The sequence below is a fragment of the Rhodococcus sp. NPDC080181 genome (genome assembly GCF_040702225.1).
In the GTDB taxonomy this organism is placed as follows: Bacteria; Actinomycetota; Actinomycetes; order Mycobacteriales; family Mycobacteriaceae; genus Rhodococcoides; species Rhodococcoides fascians.
Window position 1 is genome coordinate 15,100 of sequence record NZ_JBFBKN010000032.1, and the last position, 18,319, is coordinate 33,418.

Annotated in this window: 19 protein-coding genes; 7 read left to right on the forward strand and 12 right to left on the reverse strand. The window is 65.8% G+C overall.

All coding sequences use genetic code 11. The annotated features are described in order from the left end of the window. Positions 1–75 precede the first annotated feature (75 nt). The 4 genes from AB0O58_RS24040 to AB0O58_RS24055 all read right to left on the reverse strand — a co-directional run bounded on the left by AB0O58_RS24040 (position 76) and on the right by AB0O58_RS24055 (position 3,492). Positions 76–1,212, reverse strand: a complete 1,137-nt coding sequence (locus tag AB0O58_RS24040; protein ID WP_032373679.1) for a glycoside hydrolase family 76 protein — start codon at positions 1,210–1,212, stop codon at positions 76–78. A gap of 62 nt (positions 1,213–1,274) precedes the next feature. After that, positions 1,275–1,958, reverse strand: coding sequence for an RNA methyltransferase (locus tag AB0O58_RS24045; RefSeq protein WP_045841394.1), 684 nt, complete (start codon positions 1,956–1,958; stop codon positions 1,275–1,277). Beyond that, complete coding sequence (locus AB0O58_RS24050; protein ID WP_230593449.1) at positions 1,955–2,572, reverse strand: DUF6636 domain-containing protein; 618 nt, start codon at positions 2,570–2,572, stop codon at positions 1,955–1,957. Before AB0O58_RS24050 ends, AB0O58_RS24045 begins: the two co-directional genes overlap by 4 nt. A 131-nt stretch (positions 2,573–2,703) precedes the next feature. Continuing rightward, entirely contained in the window at positions 2,704–3,492 is a 789-nt protein-coding gene (locus tag AB0O58_RS24055; RefSeq protein ID WP_027494308.1) for an SDR family oxidoreductase, read from the reverse strand. Positions 3,493–3,582: 90 nt separating this feature from the next. On the opposite strand from AB0O58_RS24055, the gene AB0O58_RS24060 reads away from it, so the two are divergent. Next, entirely contained in the window at positions 3,583–4,032 is a 450-nt protein-coding gene (locus tag AB0O58_RS24060) for a hypothetical protein (protein WP_027494309.1), read from the forward strand. Here the strand turns inward: AB0O58_RS24060 and AB0O58_RS24065 are convergent. Continuing rightward, positions 3,959–4,660, reverse strand: a complete 702-nt coding sequence (locus tag AB0O58_RS24065; RefSeq protein WP_283550534.1) for a lysoplasmalogenase — start codon at positions 4,658–4,660, stop codon at positions 3,959–3,961. The two genes, AB0O58_RS24060 and AB0O58_RS24065, sit on opposite strands and share 74 nt — an antisense overlap. A 90-nt stretch (positions 4,661–4,750) precedes the next feature. On the opposite strand from AB0O58_RS24065, the gene AB0O58_RS24070 reads away from it, so the two are divergent. The 5 genes from AB0O58_RS24070 to AB0O58_RS24090 all read left to right on the forward strand — a co-directional run bounded on the left by AB0O58_RS24070 (position 4,751) and on the right by AB0O58_RS24090 (position 9,887). Beyond that, complete coding sequence (locus AB0O58_RS24070; RefSeq protein ID WP_155289523.1) at positions 4,751–5,395, forward strand: hypothetical protein; 645 nt, start codon at positions 4,751–4,753, stop codon at positions 5,393–5,395. A gap of 93 nt (positions 5,396–5,488) precedes the next feature. Beyond that, entirely contained in the window at positions 5,489–5,950 is a 462-nt protein-coding gene (locus tag AB0O58_RS24075; protein ID WP_032364936.1) for a MarR family transcriptional regulator, read from the forward strand. After that, the gene (locus AB0O58_RS24080; RefSeq protein ID WP_057472648.1) at positions 5,947–7,173 is read left to right on the forward strand and encodes an MFS transporter; all 1,227 of its coding nucleotides are present in this window, start codon (positions 5,947–5,949) and stop codon (positions 7,171–7,173) included. The genes AB0O58_RS24075 and AB0O58_RS24080 overlap by 4 nt, the downstream gene beginning before the upstream one ends. A gap of 271 nt (positions 7,174–7,444) precedes the next feature. Further along, a complete protein-coding gene (locus tag AB0O58_RS24085; RefSeq protein ID WP_283550536.1) occupies positions 7,445–9,292 on the forward strand; it encodes a hypothetical protein in 1,848 nt (615 codons plus the stop codon). 97 nt (positions 9,293–9,389) lie between these two features. Then, positions 9,390–9,887, forward strand: coding sequence for a class F sortase (locus tag AB0O58_RS24090; RefSeq protein ID WP_235579901.1), 498 nt, complete (start codon positions 9,390–9,392; stop codon positions 9,885–9,887). A 58-nt stretch (positions 9,888–9,945) separates the two neighbouring features. Here the strand turns inward: AB0O58_RS24090 and pyrE are convergent, their stop codons facing one another. The 5 genes from pyrE to clpB all read right to left on the reverse strand — a co-directional run bounded on the left by pyrE (position 9,946) and on the right by clpB (position 15,864). Further along, complete coding sequence (pyrE, locus tag AB0O58_RS24095) at positions 9,946–10,494, reverse strand: orotate phosphoribosyltransferase (RefSeq protein WP_032406552.1); 549 nt, start codon at positions 10,492–10,494, stop codon at positions 9,946–9,948. Positions 10,495–10,596: 102 nt separating this feature from the next. Next, complete coding sequence (locus AB0O58_RS24100; protein WP_032364932.1) at positions 10,597–11,172, reverse strand: LemA family protein; 576 nt, start codon at positions 11,170–11,172, stop codon at positions 10,597–10,599. Between the two features lie 57 nt (positions 11,173–11,229). Beyond that, positions 11,230–12,192: a hypothetical protein gene (locus AB0O58_RS24105; RefSeq protein WP_094717223.1), complete on the reverse strand. Its 963-nt coding sequence runs from the start codon at positions 12,190–12,192 to the stop codon at positions 11,230–11,232. A 116-nt stretch (positions 12,193–12,308) separates the two neighbouring features. Next, a complete protein-coding gene (locus tag AB0O58_RS24110; RefSeq protein WP_366238880.1) occupies positions 12,309–13,214 on the reverse strand; it encodes a DUF5666 domain-containing protein in 906 nt (301 codons plus the stop codon). A 103-nt stretch (positions 13,215–13,317) separates the two neighbouring features. Beyond that, positions 13,318–15,864, reverse strand: coding sequence for an ATP-dependent chaperone ClpB (clpB, locus tag AB0O58_RS24115; protein WP_366238881.1), 2,547 nt, complete (start codon positions 15,862–15,864; stop codon positions 13,318–13,320). A gap of 173 nt (positions 15,865–16,037) precedes the next feature. On the opposite strand from clpB, the gene AB0O58_RS24120 reads away from it, so the two are divergent. Beyond that, the gene (locus AB0O58_RS24120) at positions 16,038–17,201 is read left to right on the forward strand and encodes a globin domain-containing protein (protein WP_366238883.1); all 1,164 of its coding nucleotides are present in this window, start codon (positions 16,038–16,040) and stop codon (positions 17,199–17,201) included. A gap of 17 nt (positions 17,202–17,218) precedes the next feature. Here the strand turns inward: AB0O58_RS24120 and AB0O58_RS24125 are convergent, their stop codons facing one another. Both AB0O58_RS24125 and AB0O58_RS24130 read right to left on the reverse strand, forming a co-directional pair. Next, positions 17,219–17,911, reverse strand: a complete 693-nt coding sequence (locus AB0O58_RS24125; protein ID WP_366238882.1) for a hypothetical protein — start codon at positions 17,909–17,911, stop codon at positions 17,219–17,221. Positions 17,912–18,017: 106 nt separating this feature from the next. Next, the gene (locus AB0O58_RS24130) at positions 18,018–18,299 is read right to left on the reverse strand and encodes a DUF2277 domain-containing protein (protein ID WP_167329267.1); all 282 of its coding nucleotides are present in this window, start codon (positions 18,297–18,299) and stop codon (positions 18,018–18,020) included. Positions 18,300–18,319: the final 20 nt, after the last annotated feature.

Here is an 18,319-nt window from a genome sequence, read left to right on the forward strand (position 1 = left end):
AACGACCTGAAAACCGGCGGGAGTGCAGCCTGCGGAACGACCTAGAATCCGCGGGAGTGCAGCCTGCGGAACGACCTAGAATCCAGCAGCGCAGACGCGGTAGGCCGCTTCCATGAGCATCCAGCCACCGAGTTGCACGGACAGGTCGCGTTCGGGCACCTCGGACGGTCGGACCGTTCCCTCGGCGAAGGTGGCGATGTGCAGGCCCTGCCCCGGGAATCGTGCTTCGCGGGTCCAGTCGGCACCGAACAGTGGGTTGTCCTCCACTTCGAGTCTGTTCTCCCATGCGGCCTCGGCCGAGGCGAGGACGATTGCGGCCGCAACCTCTCGTGCACGGTCGTCGGCGTCGGTGTCGCCGGGTAGTTCGGTGGCCACCAACGCGAGGTAGCGCGCGAGGATCGGGTTGAACAGGCCCCCGTCTCCCCCGCCGCCGCCGGTGATGACGAGGTTGCGGGTGAGGTGGTTCTCGACGGCGTCGACCAGCGCGTGGACACGCTGCGCGTGCCTCGGCTCGCCGAGACGGAGTGCGAGTTCGGTTTCCAGGCCGAGTGCGACGCCCTGGCAGTAGCTGTAGATCGCGCGTTCGACCTCGCCGGACTTGCCCGCGTCGACGAGGGCGCGGGTGGAATGCATGCCGTCGAGGATCAATCCGGTGCGCGAGTCACGCAGGGTGCGGTCCATCCAGTCCGACATCTCCTGGGCCCGCCAGAGCCGACCGGTGCGGGCGAGCATGATCGCGGCCGGGCCGTTGGCCGGCGCGTTGTAGAAGTCGGATTTCTTGCGCCACGGGATGCCGCCGCCTTCGGCCGGAGCCCAGGCGTCGAACAGTTCCATCTCGATCTGCTGGATGCCGCTGCGGTTTCCGACGAAGTGCTGACGCTGCGCACGTTCGAGAGCCAACCCGAGCCAGGCCATGTCGTCGTAGTAGTTGTTGGTCCAGCCGGTGAGGTTTCGGGTGCGGTGCGCGCGGGTGATTTTCGTCAGGCGTCGTCGACGTTTTGTGGTGAGTTCGCGGTCGGCGGCATCCACTGCGCAGTCGAGCAGGTGTGCCTGCCACCAGTAGTGCCAGCGCAGGAAGGCACGCTCATGCTTGACGGGCGGCCACGCGACGACTCCGAGCGCCGTACCGGGCAGTCCCCACAGCCGACGCATGTGCCGTGCGACGACGGCCCCCTCCGCAGCGTCGGCACGCTGCGACCACAACTCCTGCATACCCGCAATCCTGCCACTACCGTTGCCGAACCGTTACATCCCGTCCTGGTAAGGCCCTGTCTTCACCATGCGGTATCGAGATCGGCGTGGCGACGAATCCACGAGTGCATCGCAATCCCGGCCGCAACACCGGCATTGATGCTGCGTGTCGACCCGAATTGCGCGATCGAGACCGTCATGGACGCGGACTCCCGCGCGCTATCGGAGACGCCGGGACCCTCCTGACCGAACAGCAGCAGGCAGTTGCGCGGCAATTCAGCCGTTTCGATCGGCACCGAGCCCGGGGTGTTGTCGACGGCGACGACGACGAGTCCCTGGTCCTCGGCGAACGCCATCAGCGCCTCCACCGAATCGTGGTGGTGAATGTGTTGGTACCGGTCGGTGACCATCGCGCCGCGACGGTTCCATCGACGCCGCCCGACGATGTGCACCGCCTGTGCAGCGAAAGCGTTGGCCGTGCGCACCACGGTGCCGATGTTCGCGTCGTTCGCGAAGTTCTCGATGGCGACGTGCAGTGAATGACGGCGAGTGTCGATGTCGGCGACTATGGCCTCGCGTCGCCAGTATCGATATGCGTCGACGACATTGCGTCGATCACCGGCGGCGAGCAGTTCGGGGTCCAGCCGCGGGTCGTCGGGCGGCGGCTCGTCGTGGGTGTCCGACCACGGGCCGACGCCGTTCGGGTTCTCACCCCATTCGGTGGGACCGGCTTCGGCCGGTTGGCCGTCGATCTCGTTCTCGCTCAATAGATTTCGTTACTGTCGGGCGCGATCCGGAATCCGTGACCGGTGGCGTCGTTCGCGCACGAGATACCGTTCTCGGCCGAGGTACAGGTGTAGCCACCCTCGGCGATGGTCGCACCGACAGCCAGCGGCGGATCCATCGATTCGCCACCCGAGGTGTACACCACTCCCCCGGAACACATGAATGCCGCGGGACCGTCGTTGGTCACGCGAATACCGTTGCCCCAGTTGATCATGCAGTCGTCGGGCCGCGGCGGGACCGGGGTGGTCGTACCTTGACACCCGGCCTCGGTGCGACTCGACAGCGGCACGATGCCGCATTGGAACAGTCCGTCGGGCGAGGTGAAGTAATAGGCCCCGCCGATCGCGGCATACGTCGTCTGCGGCTCCGCGACCGGTGGGGGTGGTTCGACCGGCGGGGGCGGCGGCGCTTCCGACGTGGTCGTCACCGGCGGCGGAGTCGTGGTCGGTGCGGTCGTCGTGGTGGTCGGCACGGGGGTGGTGGTCGACGACGGAGGCGGCGCTTGCGCAGCCGACTCGCTACTGCAGCCGGTGAGGACGAGCGCCGACCCGACCCCGACAGCGACCGCCCACGCCCGCACCGTTCCGAATCGCACTGTCCCGAATTGTCTTGTCCTGCTCGACCGCACCGTGCTCAGCATGAAGAAAACCCGACCCACCTTTCGACACCTACTGCTCGAAAGACAGACGATACCGGCGCAGCGCCGGCATCGTCCGGTGCGGCGTTCTAGGTGTGGCTCAGACGGCGGTTGACTTCACGGGTGAGCCACGCAGGCGAGAACCGTGAACCGAGCGAGAGCGCCTTGGAGGGCAGTCCGACCGGGAAGTGCACCTTGTGCAACCGACGCTTCACCGGACGGGTGGCGTCGAAGATCGCGTCGGACACATCTTTGACGGTGAGCTTGATGCCCAACGAGCTCGTGGTGCCCGTCGAGATCTTCTCGGTCATCGCCGTCTGGACGAACAGCGGCCACATGGCCTTGACCGCGATGTCGTACTTGCTCCATTCGAGATCCAACGCCTCGGTGATGCCACGTACCGCGAACTTGGATGCGCCGTACGTCACCAACTCGGGCTGACCGTAGATGGCCGAGGCCGAGCACAGGTTGACGACCTGCGCGCCCGGGGTGTCCCTGAGGTAGGGGAATGCAGCGTGGGTGCCGTAGACGACGCCGTTGACGTTGATGTCGATCTGGCGGCGATGCACCGAGAGCGGCATGTCTTCGAAGGCCCCTGCAGCGAGGATTCCGGCGTTGTTGATCAGGATGTCGAGTCGACCGTCACCCTCGGCAACGAACTCCTTCAACCGGGTTTCCCACTGGTCGGAGTTGGTTACATCCAAAGTACCGGTGAACACTCGACCGCTGAGCGAAGCAGCTTCCTTGCCGAGTGACGCCAAACCGGTCTCGTCGATGTCGTACGCACCGACGAGGTAACCGTTGGCAGCGAACTTGAGTGCCGTTGCACGGCCGATGCCGGCCGCGGCACCTGAGATGAAGACAGTAGGTCGAGTCACATCGATCACCGTACATGTAACCCTACTTACGAGTAACCCCCAATCTCCGATCGATCGAACGCCGTCTCCCGACGGCACAGGAGTACCGAAGTGAACGACTCGAGGATCGTGCGAGCCGTCGTCGTCGTGGCGATCGGCTATTCGATAGTGCTGGCAGTCTGGATCGGCTGGCTCGTGGACAAGACCCCGCCCGGCACATTGCCGTACCAGTTGGCAGCCCTGGTGGCCGGATTCGGCGCGGCCCTCGGCCTGGCCATGATGATCGCCGGACGCCCCACGCGCGAGCAGAAGGATCTGATCGAACACGGCGTCGAGGGGTGGGCGACGGTGGACGCGATCCGGCGCATCGACGACGACACCGCCGAGCTGGACCTGGAGTTCACCGTGCCGGGCTCGAGCAGCTACTTCGGCAAGATCGTCTACGGCATTCCCCGAGCCGACACCGCACACTTCGAGCCGGGCACGGTCATCGCTGTTCGAGTGGACCCGGCCCATCGAGAGCGGGTTCTGCTGCTTCCCCGTCACGGCGTCGACGAGTAGTGGCCAGGGCGTCGACGAGCAGCATCTGAGCGGCCACGTACGTGGACAGGATCACCGCCTCCGCCGTGCGGCGCTGCCGTTCGTCGGTGAGGAACAGTCGTCGGTGGACGATCAGCGCGTCGGACACCGTGAACAGGATGCCGCCCACGACGAGCCGGCGATCACCCCCACGCGAGACCGACCGCGCAGACAACGTCGACGTCGTCGCGAGCACGCCGCCGTAGGCCGACAGGGTCGGGGCGACCGCCGGTTGGCGTCGAGCCAGCAGGATCGACGCGGCCAGCCAGCCCGCGTATCGCGGAACGGCGTCCAGCAGAACCGGTCGCGCACCACGACGCCACAGCAGAAACGTGTAGCAACTCTGCATGACTCCGAATGCAGTGGCACCGAGTTCGAGCGCCGAGTCGTCGTCCGGGTCGATCAACAGCACGTCGCCGATGGTGGCGGCGACCAGACCCGTCGCCAGCACCCGGTCGTGTGCTGGATCGAGGGCGGTGGCCAATGCAGGAACGATCAGCGGCTTGGCAATCTTCTGCAGCCGTGCCGAGCCCGTCCACGCCCCGAGCACTGTCACCGCACCTGCTACCGACGCGGCAACGCGGGCACATCCCACCCGATCGAAGTTCACTTCCGACCTTTCCGGGGCGAATCCGTCATAACGACCGTCACATGTGACCCTGACCCCTATCGCTTGATACTCGCAGTGAGCGTGGGCATCGTGGACAGGTCGGTCGGATCATTTTCGAAAGCACTGGGGACCATCATGCGCCGCAAACTCACCGGGCACACTCGCATCGCAGGTGACGAGGTCGCCGGCTACCCCAATCCGCTTCTCCGCGACTGCGACCTCCGCCAGGCACAGATCAAGCGCTGGGTCGTCACCCTGTTGATCGTCATGGTGCCGTTCTCGCTGTGGATCGGCACCGGTGCCTACTCCGAGCAGCAGCAACGACTCGATGAGCAGCGCACGTCGATCCACCAGGTGACGGCCACCACGACCGATGTCGCAACCGTGGCACCGACTGCCGCGACCAGCTTCGACTCCACCAACGGTGGAGCCGTGACGGCCGTTCCCTCGCAGTGGGTCTACCGAGGCGTCGAGCACACCGGCCGCGTCAGCGTCGACACCGGGTCGCCGGTAGGTACGACCGCTCAGATCTGGGTGAACGACGCCGGCGAGCTGAGCCTGCGGCCACTGACCTCGTCGGATGTCGTCGCTGCCGCGATCTTCAGTGCCGTCGGAAGTTGGATCCTGGCGGCCACTGCGCTGATCGGCTTCTACTACGTCATGCGCTTCCGATATGACGGGCGCCGAAACGCCGAGTGGGATCGCGAGATCGCCGATCTACTGAGTCGACACTGATCCGCTCTCACTCCCCGAGCTCACCCCACCCGATTTCAACGGCAGGTGAGCCTCGCATTGCGATAGATAGTTAGTGTATGTAACAATAAACCGGTGAGCCATTCCCACGACGACCTCAAAGATCTGGTCTCGGAGCTGGTCACCAGTTCGTCACGCTTCGTTCGCTTGGCTGCCCGGTTCGGCAGCGACGAATGGCCCAGAGCGTGGATGCGGGCACTGTCGCTGCTCGAGGAGTATCAGCCCTTGCGCATCAGCACCTTCGCCGAGTTGGACCGATGCTCGCAGCCCTCGGCCACGGCACTGCTCGCGAAGTTGGGCAAGAACGGCCTGGTGACCAAGACGTCCGACCCCGACGACTCGAGGGCCGTGCTCGTCGAGATGACCGAGGCCGGCCATCGGTGGCTCGCCGCGAGTCGCCGTCACATCGTCGACGGACTCGTCCCGTACCTGTCCGACCGAGACCCGGAACAAATCCAGAAATTGACCGACGGCCTGAGCGAGCTTCGCAGCATCCTCGAACCCGTCGATCGGGAAAAGAGAGGAACTCTTTCGTGACCACCAGCACCTCCCCCGACAGCCTGCTGAAGCAACCGCGCGCCGTGTGGGCCGTCGCGTTCGCCAGCGTCATCGCCTTCATGGGTATCGGTCTGGTCGACCCGATCCTCAAGCCGATCGGCGAACAACTGCACGCCTCGCCGTCTCAGGTGTCGCTGCTGTTCACCAGCTACATGCTCGTCACCGGCGTCGCGATGCTCATCACCGGCGTCGTGTCCAGCCGATTCGGGCCCAAGCGCACACTGCTGGCCGGCCTGGCCGTCATCGTGGTCTTCGCCGCCCTCGCCGGCATGTCCGGTTCCGTCGGCGAGATCATCGGATTCCGCGCCGGCTGGGGACTGGGCAACGCCCTGTTCATCGCCACGGCGCTCTCGACCATCGTCGGCGCAGCATCCGGCGGCGTCGCCCGCGCGATCATCCTCTACGAGGCCGCACTGGGCATCGGAATCGCAACCGGCCCGCTGGTCGGCGGCCTACTCGGCGGATTCAGCTGGCGCGGACCGTTCTTCGGCGTCGCGGTACTGATGGCCATCGCATTCATCCTGCTGATCGTCATGCTCCCGGACACCCCCAAGCCCGCGCACACCACGTCGATCCTCGATCCGTTCCGGGCACTGCGACACCGCGGACTGCTGACCGTCGGCATCACCGCACTGCTCTACAACTACGGATTCTTCACCCTGCTGGCGTACACCCCGTTCCCCCTGGACATGGGCACCTACTCGATCGGTTTCATCTTCTTCGGTTGGGGCCTCTGCCTGGCCGTGGCATCGGTGTTCATCGCACCGAGACTGCAGCGGGCCTACGGAACGCTGAACATGATGATGCTCTCGCTCCTGCTCTTCGCCGTCGACCTCGGCGTCATGGCGATGTTCACCGAGAACAAGACCGTCCTGATCGTCGGAACCGTCGTGGCTGGCCTGTTCCTGGGCGTCAACAACACTCTGATCACCGAGACCGTCATGATCTCGGCGCCGGTGGAGCGCTCGACCGCGTCGGCGGCCTACAGTTTCGTCCGCTTCACCGGCGGTGCCGCCGCTCCCTACCTGGCCGGCAAGCTCGGTGAATCCAACATGCACGTCCCGTTCTGGGTCGGCGCGGCCTGCACGGCCCTGGCCATCGTCGTCCTGGCGACCGGCCGAAAAGTCCTCTCCCACGTGGACGAACACGAGCCGGCACCACACAGCATCGACGAAGCCCGCGCGGTGACAGTAGGCGACTGAGCCTTCCGATCAACCGCTGGATCCGACGGCCGAGAGCATCACTCTCGGCCGTCGGCGTGTATCAATGGCCTCATTCGTCACATCCGTCTCATCAGTAACACTTTGGTAACCAATACCTCAGTAAAGGACTTTTCGGTTCGATGTACCGTCCGGTTGGTTTACGGTCACGTCATCACGGTTGTTCGTGTGACTCACCAACAACACTCGTTCCGCGTGGGAGGACGGGTGCGCGCAGCTCACTGCTGCCACTGACCGAAGGGCCACAATCTCCATGTCGCAGAAGTCGATCGCCAGGTCCAAGAAGGCGCGCCTCGCCGCAGCCGGGGCCGCCATGGCACTGTCCCTGTCCATCGCCGCACCGGGAATCGCCAGTGCTCAGGAGCCCAGTACGCCGGAAAGCTCCGAGGTTCAAGCACCGGCGGGCGAAGAATCCGAAGGCGTCGAACCCGCCGCTCCCACAGGCCAACAGGGTGCCGCAGTAGAAGGATCGGGCACCGCAACAGCCGAAGGACAGATCGACGCTCCTGTCCCGGCCGTCACGTCCGAGGACGCAGCCGCGGCCGCCGCAGCCGCAGTCCCGACACCCGAAGCCCCCTCCGCCGTTCGTCCACTGCCGCAGATCACCGGCGGCGTCGTGTTCAACGAAGACGGCACGGCCACAGTCAATCTCGACGTCATTCCGCAGTTGTCCGACGCCGAGAAGAAGGCGATCGCCGACGCCGAGGCCGCCAGCAAGGAAGCCGCAGCCGCATCGGCTGCCGCCCAGGTACGACTCGAGACGGCCAAGGCAGCCGAGGCCACCGCGAGCACCGACGCCACCAAGGCAGAAGTTGCTGCTGCCGAGGCAGACGTCAAGGCCAAGGCCGCCGTCACGGCCGCCTCGAACGCCAAGGTCGAGAGCGCAGCAGCGAGCGCAGCGGTCACCGCAGCGAAGAACACCGCTGCCGAACTGAAGACCAAGGCCGACGAAACCAAGGCCGCCGCCGACAGCGCTGCAACAGTCGCAGCCGAGGCAGAGGCGAAGGCGAAAGAGCTCGAAGCCGCAGCCGTCTCGGGCGACCCCGAGGCCACCGCCGCAGCCGAGGCGGCTCGCGCAGACGCCGACGCGAAGGCCGAACTCGCCGCCACCGCCAAGGTCGAAGCCGACGCATCGAACAAGGCGCTCGCGGATTCCGTTACCGCTGTTCAGGATTCGTTCAAGAACTTCAACCTCACCAAGGTGACCGCTGCAGTTCGCGCTGCCGCTGCCACTGCCGCGAAGTCGCTGGCACTGAACATCGAGGCTCAGACCGCTGCCGCAGTGGCTGCAGTGGCCGAGCAGAACGCGAAGAACCTCGAAGCCGCAGCCGAGGCCGCAGCCGGTGAAGACACTGCATCCGAGAAAGCCGCAGCCGACGCCCGCACTGCAGCCGACGCAGCAAAGGCCGATGCCGACGCCAAGGCCGAGGCGGCAACCGCTGCCCAGGCTGCACTCGATTCCGCGCCGTCGGACGCCGATGTCGCCGAGTTGCAGGCCAAGGCCGACGCAGCCGCAGCGGCACTGGTGACGGCGAATACGGCCGTCGAGACGGCGAACGCCGACCTGCAGGCCAAGACCGACGCAGCCGCGACCGCCAAGACCAAGGCCACGGAGGCAGCAGCCACGCTGAAGACGGCTCAGGACGCCGCAACGGCCGCCAAGACCGAAGCCGACGCCAAGGCGAAGGCCGAGGCCGATCTCAAGGCCGAGGCAGCCGAATTGGCAGCCAGCGGACCGAAGTTCGAGTGGACCATCAACCTCGGCAACACCGTGAAGGAAGACGTACCCGTCACCGAGGTCGACGAGAACACCGTCGTCGTCGACGAGACCGGAGTCTCGCTCGTCGGCGTCAAGAACGAGGACGGATCCTTCACCGTCGCGGACTACTTCACCACCGACGACAACGGCGTCGTCAGCGTGGCCGGAGAGCTCCCGCCGGTCGATCTGGCACTCGGCGATTCCTCGAACGAGGCGTCGGGCGCTTCGGACAGCTCGTCGAACACCCCGGTGATCCTGGCCGGTGTCGGCGTGGTCGTCGTCGCAGCTGCCGGTGGCGCGTTCTACCTGCGTCGCCGCAGCTCCACCGATGCCACCTCGTAACACCCGCTGGCTGTGGACGGCGATCCTGACGTTCGTTCTTCTCGTATCAGGTTGTGCGAGTGGCGAAGTCGGGATCGCCGCACCCGATCGTTCGCCGGTGCAGTCACAGATCTCGGGGGCTGCACCGACGGGCGATGTCGCCCCCTCTCGACCGGAGTACATCGAGCTGCGCTCGGCGGACGGGTCGACCTATCTGAGCAGTCCCATTCATCCGGACCCCCTCTATCGCGGCGGGGAAAGCGGGCAGGTGCTGAACCCGGTGGACGAACTACCGGCCTGGTGGGCCGAGAGTGGCATGCCGGGCACCTCGACCGAGCAGACGGTAGTTGTTGCCGGACACAACTATTCGAAGCGGGACGCCCCGTTCAAGGCATTGCGGGTGGTAACCCCTGGCGACACCGTTGTGCTGCGTACCTCGAGCGGCACCTTGGAATACGCAGTCGAAACCGTAGGACCCCTGCCGAAGGGATCACTGTTGGCAGACAACGAACTGCGCAAATCGGTACCCGGTCGATTGATCCTGGCCAACTGCGACGTCCAAGGCGGCGAGCCTACCGACGACAACTTCGTCGTCGTCGCGCAGTTGATTCGCTGAAACAGGCTTGTAGACAATCACTGTCGCGGCCGGGCCCCCGGTCCGGCCGCGACAGTGGCTACAGACCGAGGTCTGCCAAGCCCAGCAGTGATCGGTATACCAGCCCTTCGGCGGCGATGACATCGTCCGCACCCGTCGCCCGATCCACGACTGTGGCGACCCCGACCACCGTCGCGCCCGCGTCGCGCAGGGCTCGAACTGCGGTCAGGGGCGAATTGCCGGTCGTCGTCGTATCTTCCACTACGAGAACACGTTTGCCGACGATGTCCGGTCCCTCGATCTGACGCTGCATGCCGTGCGCCTTCGCTGCCTTGCGCACCACGAATGCGTCGATCGGCCGGCCCTGCGCGTGCATGATCGCCATCGCGACGGGATCTGCGCCCATCGTCAAACCGCCGACCGACGCGAAATCCCAGTCGGCGACGAGTTCGCGCATCAGCGAACCGATCAATGCACCTGCGCGATGATGGAGGGTCGCCCGACGCAGATCTACGTAGTAGTCGGCTTCCTTGCCCGAGGACAACGTCACCTTCCCGTGCACGACGGCGAGCTCTTTCACCAGATCGGCCAGTTCCTGCCTGTCCGAATTCGCAGCGCTGTCAGCCATGTTCGGGTTCCTCTCGTCGTGCCATGAGGCGGTCGGGTCGGTACGAACTTACCCACCGAGATTCTCGACCACCCGCACCCGGGTACTGGGCGCAGCGCTCCCCTAGGCGGCGACCTCGGCGGCGCGGTGCTCGTCCAGGGACTCCTTGGTTTCGACGAACGGTTCGGGCGCGGTCACCGATCGAGCCTTCGCGACCAGCGACGAGGGGAACGATCCGACGGCCTCGGACAGCTGATACGCCGTGTCGTTGTACACCCGCACCGCGCCGGCAATCCGCTTCTCGGTGACCGTCAGGTCGCCGGCCGGCCCCTGGAACGCCCAGTTGCCGACGACACTGCGGCGCGCTTCGGCGTCGTCGAGAACCGCATGGAAGGCGGCGGACAGAGCGTTCTCGGCGGCAGCCTGCGCCTGCAGGCCCAGTCCGCGATCACGGACTGCCTTGGACCACGAACGCGCTCCGGCGAGCTGACGCAGCAGGTCGCCCGACAGGTCCGCCGACTCGGCCGCAGTCAGAAACGGTTGCAGTTGCTCGTATCGACGCTCGAGCTCGATGTCGACGAGCCGTGCGCTCTGCTCGGCCAGACCGCGGTACCGCGCGAGGCGGCGCACCACACTCAGGACGTAACCGAGAACGACGAGTACCAGCACAAGGACCACAACGCCCGAGAAAACCGTCACGAGGTACGAATTTAACGGTGCCCAGCCGCCGAGGCCGGTAGGCACGCCCGAGAATGATCAGGGTTGGTTGCGTCGCCGATCCGCATCGAACGGAATCGGACGGGACACGGGCGGACGCGGCACCGGTCGCACCGGATTCACCGATCGCGTGGCCTGCGGTCCGCTCTGATCCGGCCTCGGTGGACTCGGCCGTCGAGTCGCCTGCTGCGGACGAGAATCGGCAGCAGGACTTCTCGTCTCCACACCGCGAGGCTCGACACTGCGCGGCTCCACACCGCGCGGCGGGACGTTCCCGGACTGCTGGTTGCGGGGCGGCCCGACGCGCGGTTCCTGCACCAACGGTCGACCCGGATCGCTTCGATCACGAACGGACTCGCCGCCGCCCGGACGCGAGCCGTACACCGCGCTACCGCGGACCGGCGGCAGAACGTGCAGCATCCCCGACAGTCGCGCCACCGCATCGATCGCGGCATCCCAATCGCGCCCCGAGCTGGTCAGGGGCATCGATCCGAGAGTCCAGTCCTGTTCACTCCACAACAGCTGCAGATTCTCGGGAATCGACTCGGTGAACGCAGCCATCCGCTGGTCACAGACACGACGAGCGATGTCGACGTCGGTGGCGAACACCACTCGCGGTCCGATGGACCCGAGAAGTTGCATGTCCTCGTCGCGCGGAGGTGGCGTCGAGCGGGGCCTCAGGTCGATATCGACATCGGAGCCGACGGAACGCTGGACGGCCACGATGGTGCCCGTCTCCTCGACGTCGAAGAGTACGAACTCCTCACCACGCCGAACTCCGGTGACGACGCCGAGAGCCACATCGAACTCGGGCTTGGACAGCGCGGCGCGCGAGAACTGGGTGACCAGCTCTCGGTCGTGGGGTCGGTACTCGTACCCCTGGGCCTTGGCCCACATCTGCCGTACCCGACCGGATCGATCTCGCTTGGATCGGTCGATGTAGAGCAGCGCTGCTGCGCCCACGAGTGCAATTACCGCCAGGCCGAACCACATTGCCGTCATCGCGAACCACCTTAATCGACTTCCACCTCGCGCCCGTCCACGGCCGCCGACTCCTGTGAACGGTCATAGGAGCCGCACGGAGAGCTGCGGGTCATTCCGCGGGCTCCACTCCCGCCTTACCCTCCGAGCTTGGGGGTCTCGATGATGACGTTCGCACGGATGATTCCGTTCTCGACGGCCTCGCCCTGCACCACGACGAAAGCACCGACGGCCAACGACGCGAGATCGCGACCGGACAACGAGATTATCTGGGTCTGCGGTGTGGTCTGCACTGTGACCGGAGCGCCGTCGAGGCCGTCGAGCGTCAGAGTCGAACCGTCGTTGGCGTTGATCGTTCCCACCGATGAGCCGAGCTGGCCGAGGATCTCGGGAATACCGCCGGGGATGAGCTCGGGTGTGGTTGTCGCACCCGATTCCGTGGGCCGCGGCGTGGTCATGGGCGCGCTGGACGGCGAGGGCCGGATGGAGGTGGACGGTGCCGCGGCGGTGGTGCCCGGTTCGTCGCGCCCTCCGCTCAGAAACGCAATCCCGAACGAGACGACGATGACGAGCACAACGAGCCCGATCAGCGCCAGAACCCACGGACGGGGCCCCTTACTGCCGGAATCGACGCTGTTCGGCTCCTGCGGCGGCGGCGCACCCCCGAACTGCTGGGTGCCCCCGAACTGCTGCGGTTGCCCGAACTGCTGGGTGTGACCGAACTGCTGGGTGTCGTATCCCGGGGCCTGTCCGTAGGCCTGATTCGCGGCCGCCTGCTGCGCCGGGTCGAAGGGCGGGAACGCCTGCGTCGGCTGGTAGCCCGGTGGGTACGCCTGCGGGTCGGGGTTGCCGTAGGCCTGGGTCGGATACGCCTCCGTCGGCTGAGCGCCCGGAGACTGCTGGGCATCCGGGTACTGCTGGGCATCCGGGTACTGCTGGGCGCCTGGGTGCCCGTAGTCCTGGGTCGGCTGGGATGACTCCGGCTGCTGCGCCGCGTCCTGATCGCGATCTCGGGGTGCTCGCGGGTCGTCCGGATTTGTCATTCCACGAGGGTACCCACGCCGAGAACGTCGACAGTGGCAACCGACAGCAGGCCCGCACGAGACGTTCGTGCGGGCCTGCTCGGGCTGGTTGCCGGCTCGGGCGCTAGCCGAGGATGAGCCGTTCGCCGTCGGGGCTGACGTTGACGGGCACCACGTCTCCGTCGTGCACGTCACCGGCGAGGAGGAGCTTCGCCAGCTGGTCGCCGATTGCCTGCTGAATCAGTCGGCGAAGCGGTCGAGCACCGTACAGCGGGTCGTAACCGCGTACGGCCAGCCACATCTTGGCCGGCGACGACACGTCGAGAGTCAGTCGACGAGCTGCCAGACGGTTCGCGAGGAAGCCGAGCTGGATGTCGACGATCGACTCGAGCTGGTCCTCCGACAGTGCGTCGAACACGACGACGTCGTCGAGCCGGTTGACGAACTCGGGCTTGAACGAGCGCCGCACCGCGTCCATCACTTCGTCCTTGGTACCGCCGGCACCGAGGTTCGAGGTGAGGATCAGGATCGTGTTGCGGAAGTCGACCGTGCGGCCCTGACCGTCGGTGAGCCTGCCCTCGTCGAGCACGGCCAGCAGGATGTCGAACACATCCGGGTGTGCCTTCTCCACCTCGTCGAAGAGCACCACCGTGTACGGACGCCTGCGTACCGCCTCGGTCAGCTGCCCGCCGGCCTCGTAGCCGACGTAGCCGGGAGGTGCGCCGACGAGCCGAGCAACGGCGTGCTTCTCGCTGTACTCGCTCATGTCGATGCGGACCATCGCGCGTTCGTCGTCGAAGAGGAACTCCGCCAACGCTTTCGCGAGCTCGGTCTTACCGACGCCGGTGGGTCCGAGGAACAGGAACGAGCCCGTCGGACGGTTCGGGTCGGCCACCCCGGCACGGGCCCGTCGGACGGCGTCGGACACCGCTTGCACTGCATCTTTCTGTCCGACGACTCGCTTGCCGAGTTCGTCTTCCATCCGCAGCAGTTTGGCGGTCTCGCCTTCCAGCATTCGGCCGGCCGGAATTCCGGTCCACGCCGCCACCACGTCGGCGACGTCGTCCGGGCCTACCTCCTCCTTGAGCATCACGTCGCCCTGGGCAGGTGAGTCCTCGGTCTTGGCCGCGAGTTCCTTCTCCAGGGTCGGGATCCGGCCGTACCGTAGTTCGGCGGCCTTGCCGAGATCACCGTCGCGTTCGGCGCGATCGGATTCTCCGCGAAGGTTCTCGAGTTCTTCCTTGAGCACCCGCACCGAGTCGATGGCGTTCTTCTCGTTCTGCCACCGCGTGCTGAGCTCGGCCAGCTTCTCCCGCAGGTCGGCAAGTTCCTGACGCAGTTTGTCCAGCCGGGCCTTCGATGCGTCGTCGGTCTCCTTGGCCAGGGCCATCTCCTCGATCTCGAGGCGACGGACGGCTCGTTCCACCTCGTCGATCTCGACGGGGCGCGAGTCGATCTCCATGCGCAGACGTGATGCAGCCTCGTCGACGAGGTCGATGGCCTTGTCCGGCAGGAACCGGGCCGTGATGTACCGGTCGCTGAGGGTCGCGGCGGCCACCAGGGCGGAGTCCGTGATGCGGACGCCGTGGTGCACCTCGTAGCGTTCCTTGAGTCCGCGCAGGATGCCGACGGTGTCTTCGACCGACGGCTCCCCGACGTAGACCTGCTGGAAGCGGCGTTCGAGGGCGGCGTCCTTCTCGATGTACTTGCGGTACTCCTCGAGGGTGGTCGCGCCGACGAGTCGGAGCTCGCCGCGAGCAAGCATCGGCTTGATCATGTTGCCCGCGTCCATCGCCGAGTCGCCGGTGGCTCCCGCGCCCACGATGGTGTGCAGCTCGTCGATGAACGTGATGACCTGACCGGCGGAGTTCTTGATGTCGTCGAGCACGGCCTTGAGCCGTTCCTCGAACTCACCGCGGAACTTCGCGCCGGCGACCATCGAACCGAGATCGAGGGATACGACGGTCTTGCCTCGCAGGCTTTCGGGCACGTCGCCGGCGATGACGCGTTGCGCGAGTCCTTCGACGATGGCGGTCTTGCCGACACCGGGCTCACCGATCAGAACGGGATTGTTCTTGGTGCGTCGGGACAGCACCTGGACGACACGCCTGATTTCGGTGTCTCGGCCGATGACGGGATCGAGCTTGCCTTCTCGGGCGAGCGCCGTCAGGTCGGTGCTGTACTTCTCCAGCGCCTGGTAGGTGTTCTCCGGATCCGCGCTGGTGACGCGGGCACTGCCGCGGACCGCCTGGAACGCGTTGCGCAGCTCGTTGGCTCCGGCACCATGGCCGGAGAGGAGCTTGGCGACGTCGTCGTTTCCGGTCGCGAGACCCACCATGAGGTGTTCGGTGGAGACGAACTCGTCGTCCAGTTCGGTGGCCAGGTGCTGCGCTGCGGTGATCGCGGCGAGGGTTTCACGGCCGAGTTGCGGAGTGGTGGTCGAACCGGACGCCGAGGGCAGGCGGTCGACGAGGTTCTGCGCTTCTCGACGCACCGTTGCGGGGTCGACGCCGACGGCCTTCAGCAATGGTGTGGCGATGCCGTCGGTCTGATCGAGCAACGCCACCAACAAATGTGCCGGACGAATATCCGGGTTACCGGCCGCGGATGCGGCCTGCAGGGCAGCCGAAAGTGCTGCCTGCGACTTCGTGGTGGGAGTGAAACTGTCCACCGGTCACCTTCTTTCCAGTGTGGGGTTCGAGCGTGTCGCTGGGTACAACCATAGACAAGTTGAGTCTGTTCCGCTCAACCTTGATTCTTTTCGTACGCGATGCCCTGATGCGCGAAAGTCTCGATCGGTCTACTTTGGTGACGGTCGAAGGTGTCAATCGGTGGGGGTGGAGGTTGCTCGACGCACGCACGGTCTCCCTGGTCCGCACCGGATTCAAGTCGGTAGCGGCTGCACCGAACGGTCCCGAACAGCTGTCCCGGTCGTTCTACGCTCACCTTTTCGCCGAGTATCCCGACTTCCGTTCCCTGTTCCCGGCGTCGATGGACGCATTGCGCGAGCATTTCGTTCTGGCACTGGGGTACATCTTCGACAATCTGGACGACGCCGACCGCGTCGAGCCGTTCCTCGAACAGCTGGGCCGGGACCACCGCAAGCACGGAATTTCCGGGGCACATTTCCGGGCGGGGAGTTCGGCGCTGATCAGCGCCTTCCGGAGCTTCGCCGGCACCGAGATGTGGACCGACGAGGTCGAGACCGCCTGGCGAGATGCCCTCACCGTGGTCAGCAACGCAATGGCCGCCGCCGCCGACAACGACGAACTGCCCCCGTATTGGAGCGCGACGGTCGTCGAACATCACCGCCTGCTCGACGACCTGGCCGTGGTGCGACTGAAGACCGACGGGGAGATTCCGTACTTCCCCGGCCAGTACGTCAGTGTGCAGATTCCGCAGCGGCCCAAACTGTGGCGCTACCTGTCCCCTGCCATTCCCAGCAACCCCTACGGCGAGATCGAGTTCCATGTTCGACGCGTATCCGGGGGCTGGGTATCACCGGCGATGGTCACCGAAACGACTGTCGGCGACCGTTGGCTGATCAGCCCGCCGCTGGGCGGCATGCACGTCGATCGCACGATCGGCGAGGACGTGTTGATGATCGCCGGGGGCACCGGTCTGGCACCGTTACGCGCGCAGGTGATGGAGATGGCCCAGCGCAGCACCAATCCGCGGGTGCATCTGTTCGTCAGTGGGACGTATCCGTGCGACCTCTACGACCTCGACACACTGTGGCAGCTGTCGTTGTCGAATCCGTGGCTGACGGTGGTGCCGGTGACCGAGGAGCTCGAGGATCCGTGGTGGCACTCGGGTCCGACGCCCGAACTACCGTGGGGCATGCATCATCGACTGCACGGCCCGGTGGGCAAGGTGGTGACGCGGTTCGGCTCGTGGGCCGATCGGCAGATTCAGATCTGTGGGTCGCCGTCGATGGTGCGCACCACGCTGTACGCACTGCGCAAGGTCGGTACGCCGATGGAGCACATTCAGCACGATCCGTTCTGACTGCGCTACAACACTTTTCAGCCGGGAATGATCTTTCGGCCGGAGATCGACCGCGGCGGGAGGTCCTCGACGATGCCTCCGACGACCAGCCGCGGTGTCCAGCTCTCGGTGACGAGCCTGCCGTCTCCGGTGATGATCGCCTCGGGATCAGGGTCGACGAGAATGGGGTATCCGGTGTCGGACGTAGCTCCGACATTCTGCACCAACAGGCCGTTCTCGATGGTGTAGTACACGTGCACCGGGTGCAGGTCGGAGTCGAAAGCCCAAGGGCGACCGATGAATATCACTGCGTCGCCGGTGTCGTCGAGCACCGATACGGAGCCGTCTCGCTCGAGCCGCAACTCCCAGCACGCAGGCATGGATGCGGTGAAGTCGAATCGATGCGGAGCCTGGGCTTCGAGCAGGTGAATCATCAACAACGCACCCTCGCGTGAGTCCCGTTGCGGCACAACCACTTCGAACGATCCACATTCGTAGAATCTGGATCCGAACGGTCCCGGTACGCCTACCCCGAGATCGTCGGCGATGGCCAATTCCAGGCGGATCGAACCGGATCCGTTCTCGGCCCGCAAGGTGATGCCCTCGGAAGGATGAGGCATCGGGGACTCGTCGCGGGGCGCGTAGGACAACACCGCTCGCAGCAGCGGCTCGGCGACCTCGGCGTCACCGTCTCGGGAATCGAACGTGCGTCGTCGTCGTCGATCGGTCATCGTCACCCCCTTCGCCTGACTCGACCAGTTTGCCACCCTCGACCCCGATCGCGCGTCCGATTCTGCGGAAAACCATCCATTCGATGCAGTGGTCTGCTAGCGCGCATCAGGCCCCGGCAGCCGCCTTGGCGGCAACCCGCGCCTGCACTTCCGGACGCCTGAGCGGCGGCACCGTCGGAGGTGGCTGCCGCCGGTCCGGCAGGGCGTCGAGCAGCCGATGCGTCGTGGCCGTCACCTCGGCGACTGCCGTCTCGAACGCGTCACGGGTGGCGTCGGACGTCTTCTGCACACCGCTGATCTTGCGGACGTACTGACGCGCCGCAGCCTCGATCTCGTCGTCGGTGGCGTGTGGTTCCAATCCCCGCAGGGTGGTGATGTTTCGGCACATTCCCCGACGATAGACCCGCA

Bases quoted from the DNA above. Each gene is read 5' to 3' on its own strand.
- AB0O58_RS24130 (WP_167329267.1), bottom strand. From the start codon at position 18,299: ATGTGCCGAAACATCACCACCCTGCGGGGATTGGAACCACACGCCACC.
- AB0O58_RS24125 (WP_366238882.1), bottom strand. From the start codon at position 17,911: ATGACCGATCGACGACGACGACGCACGTTCGATTCCCGAGACGGTGAC.
- AB0O58_RS24105 (WP_094717223.1), bottom strand. From the start codon at position 12,192: ATGACGGCAATGTGGTTCGGCCTGGCGGTAATTGCACTCGTGGGCGCA.
- AB0O58_RS24085 (WP_283550536.1), top strand. From the start codon at position 7,445: ATGTCGCAGAAGTCGATCGCCAGGTCCAAGAAGGCGCGCCTCGCCGCA.
- AB0O58_RS24040 (WP_032373679.1), bottom strand. From the start codon at position 1,212: ATGCAGGAGTTGTGGTCGCAGCGTGCCGACGCTGCGGAGGGGGCCGTC.
- pyrE (WP_032406552.1), bottom strand. From the start codon at position 10,494: ATGGCTGACAGCGCTGCGAATTCGGACAGGCAGGAACTGGCCGATCTG.
- AB0O58_RS24110 (WP_366238880.1), bottom strand. From the start codon at position 13,214: ATGACAAATCCGGACGACCCGCGAGCACCCCGAGATCGCGATCAGGAC.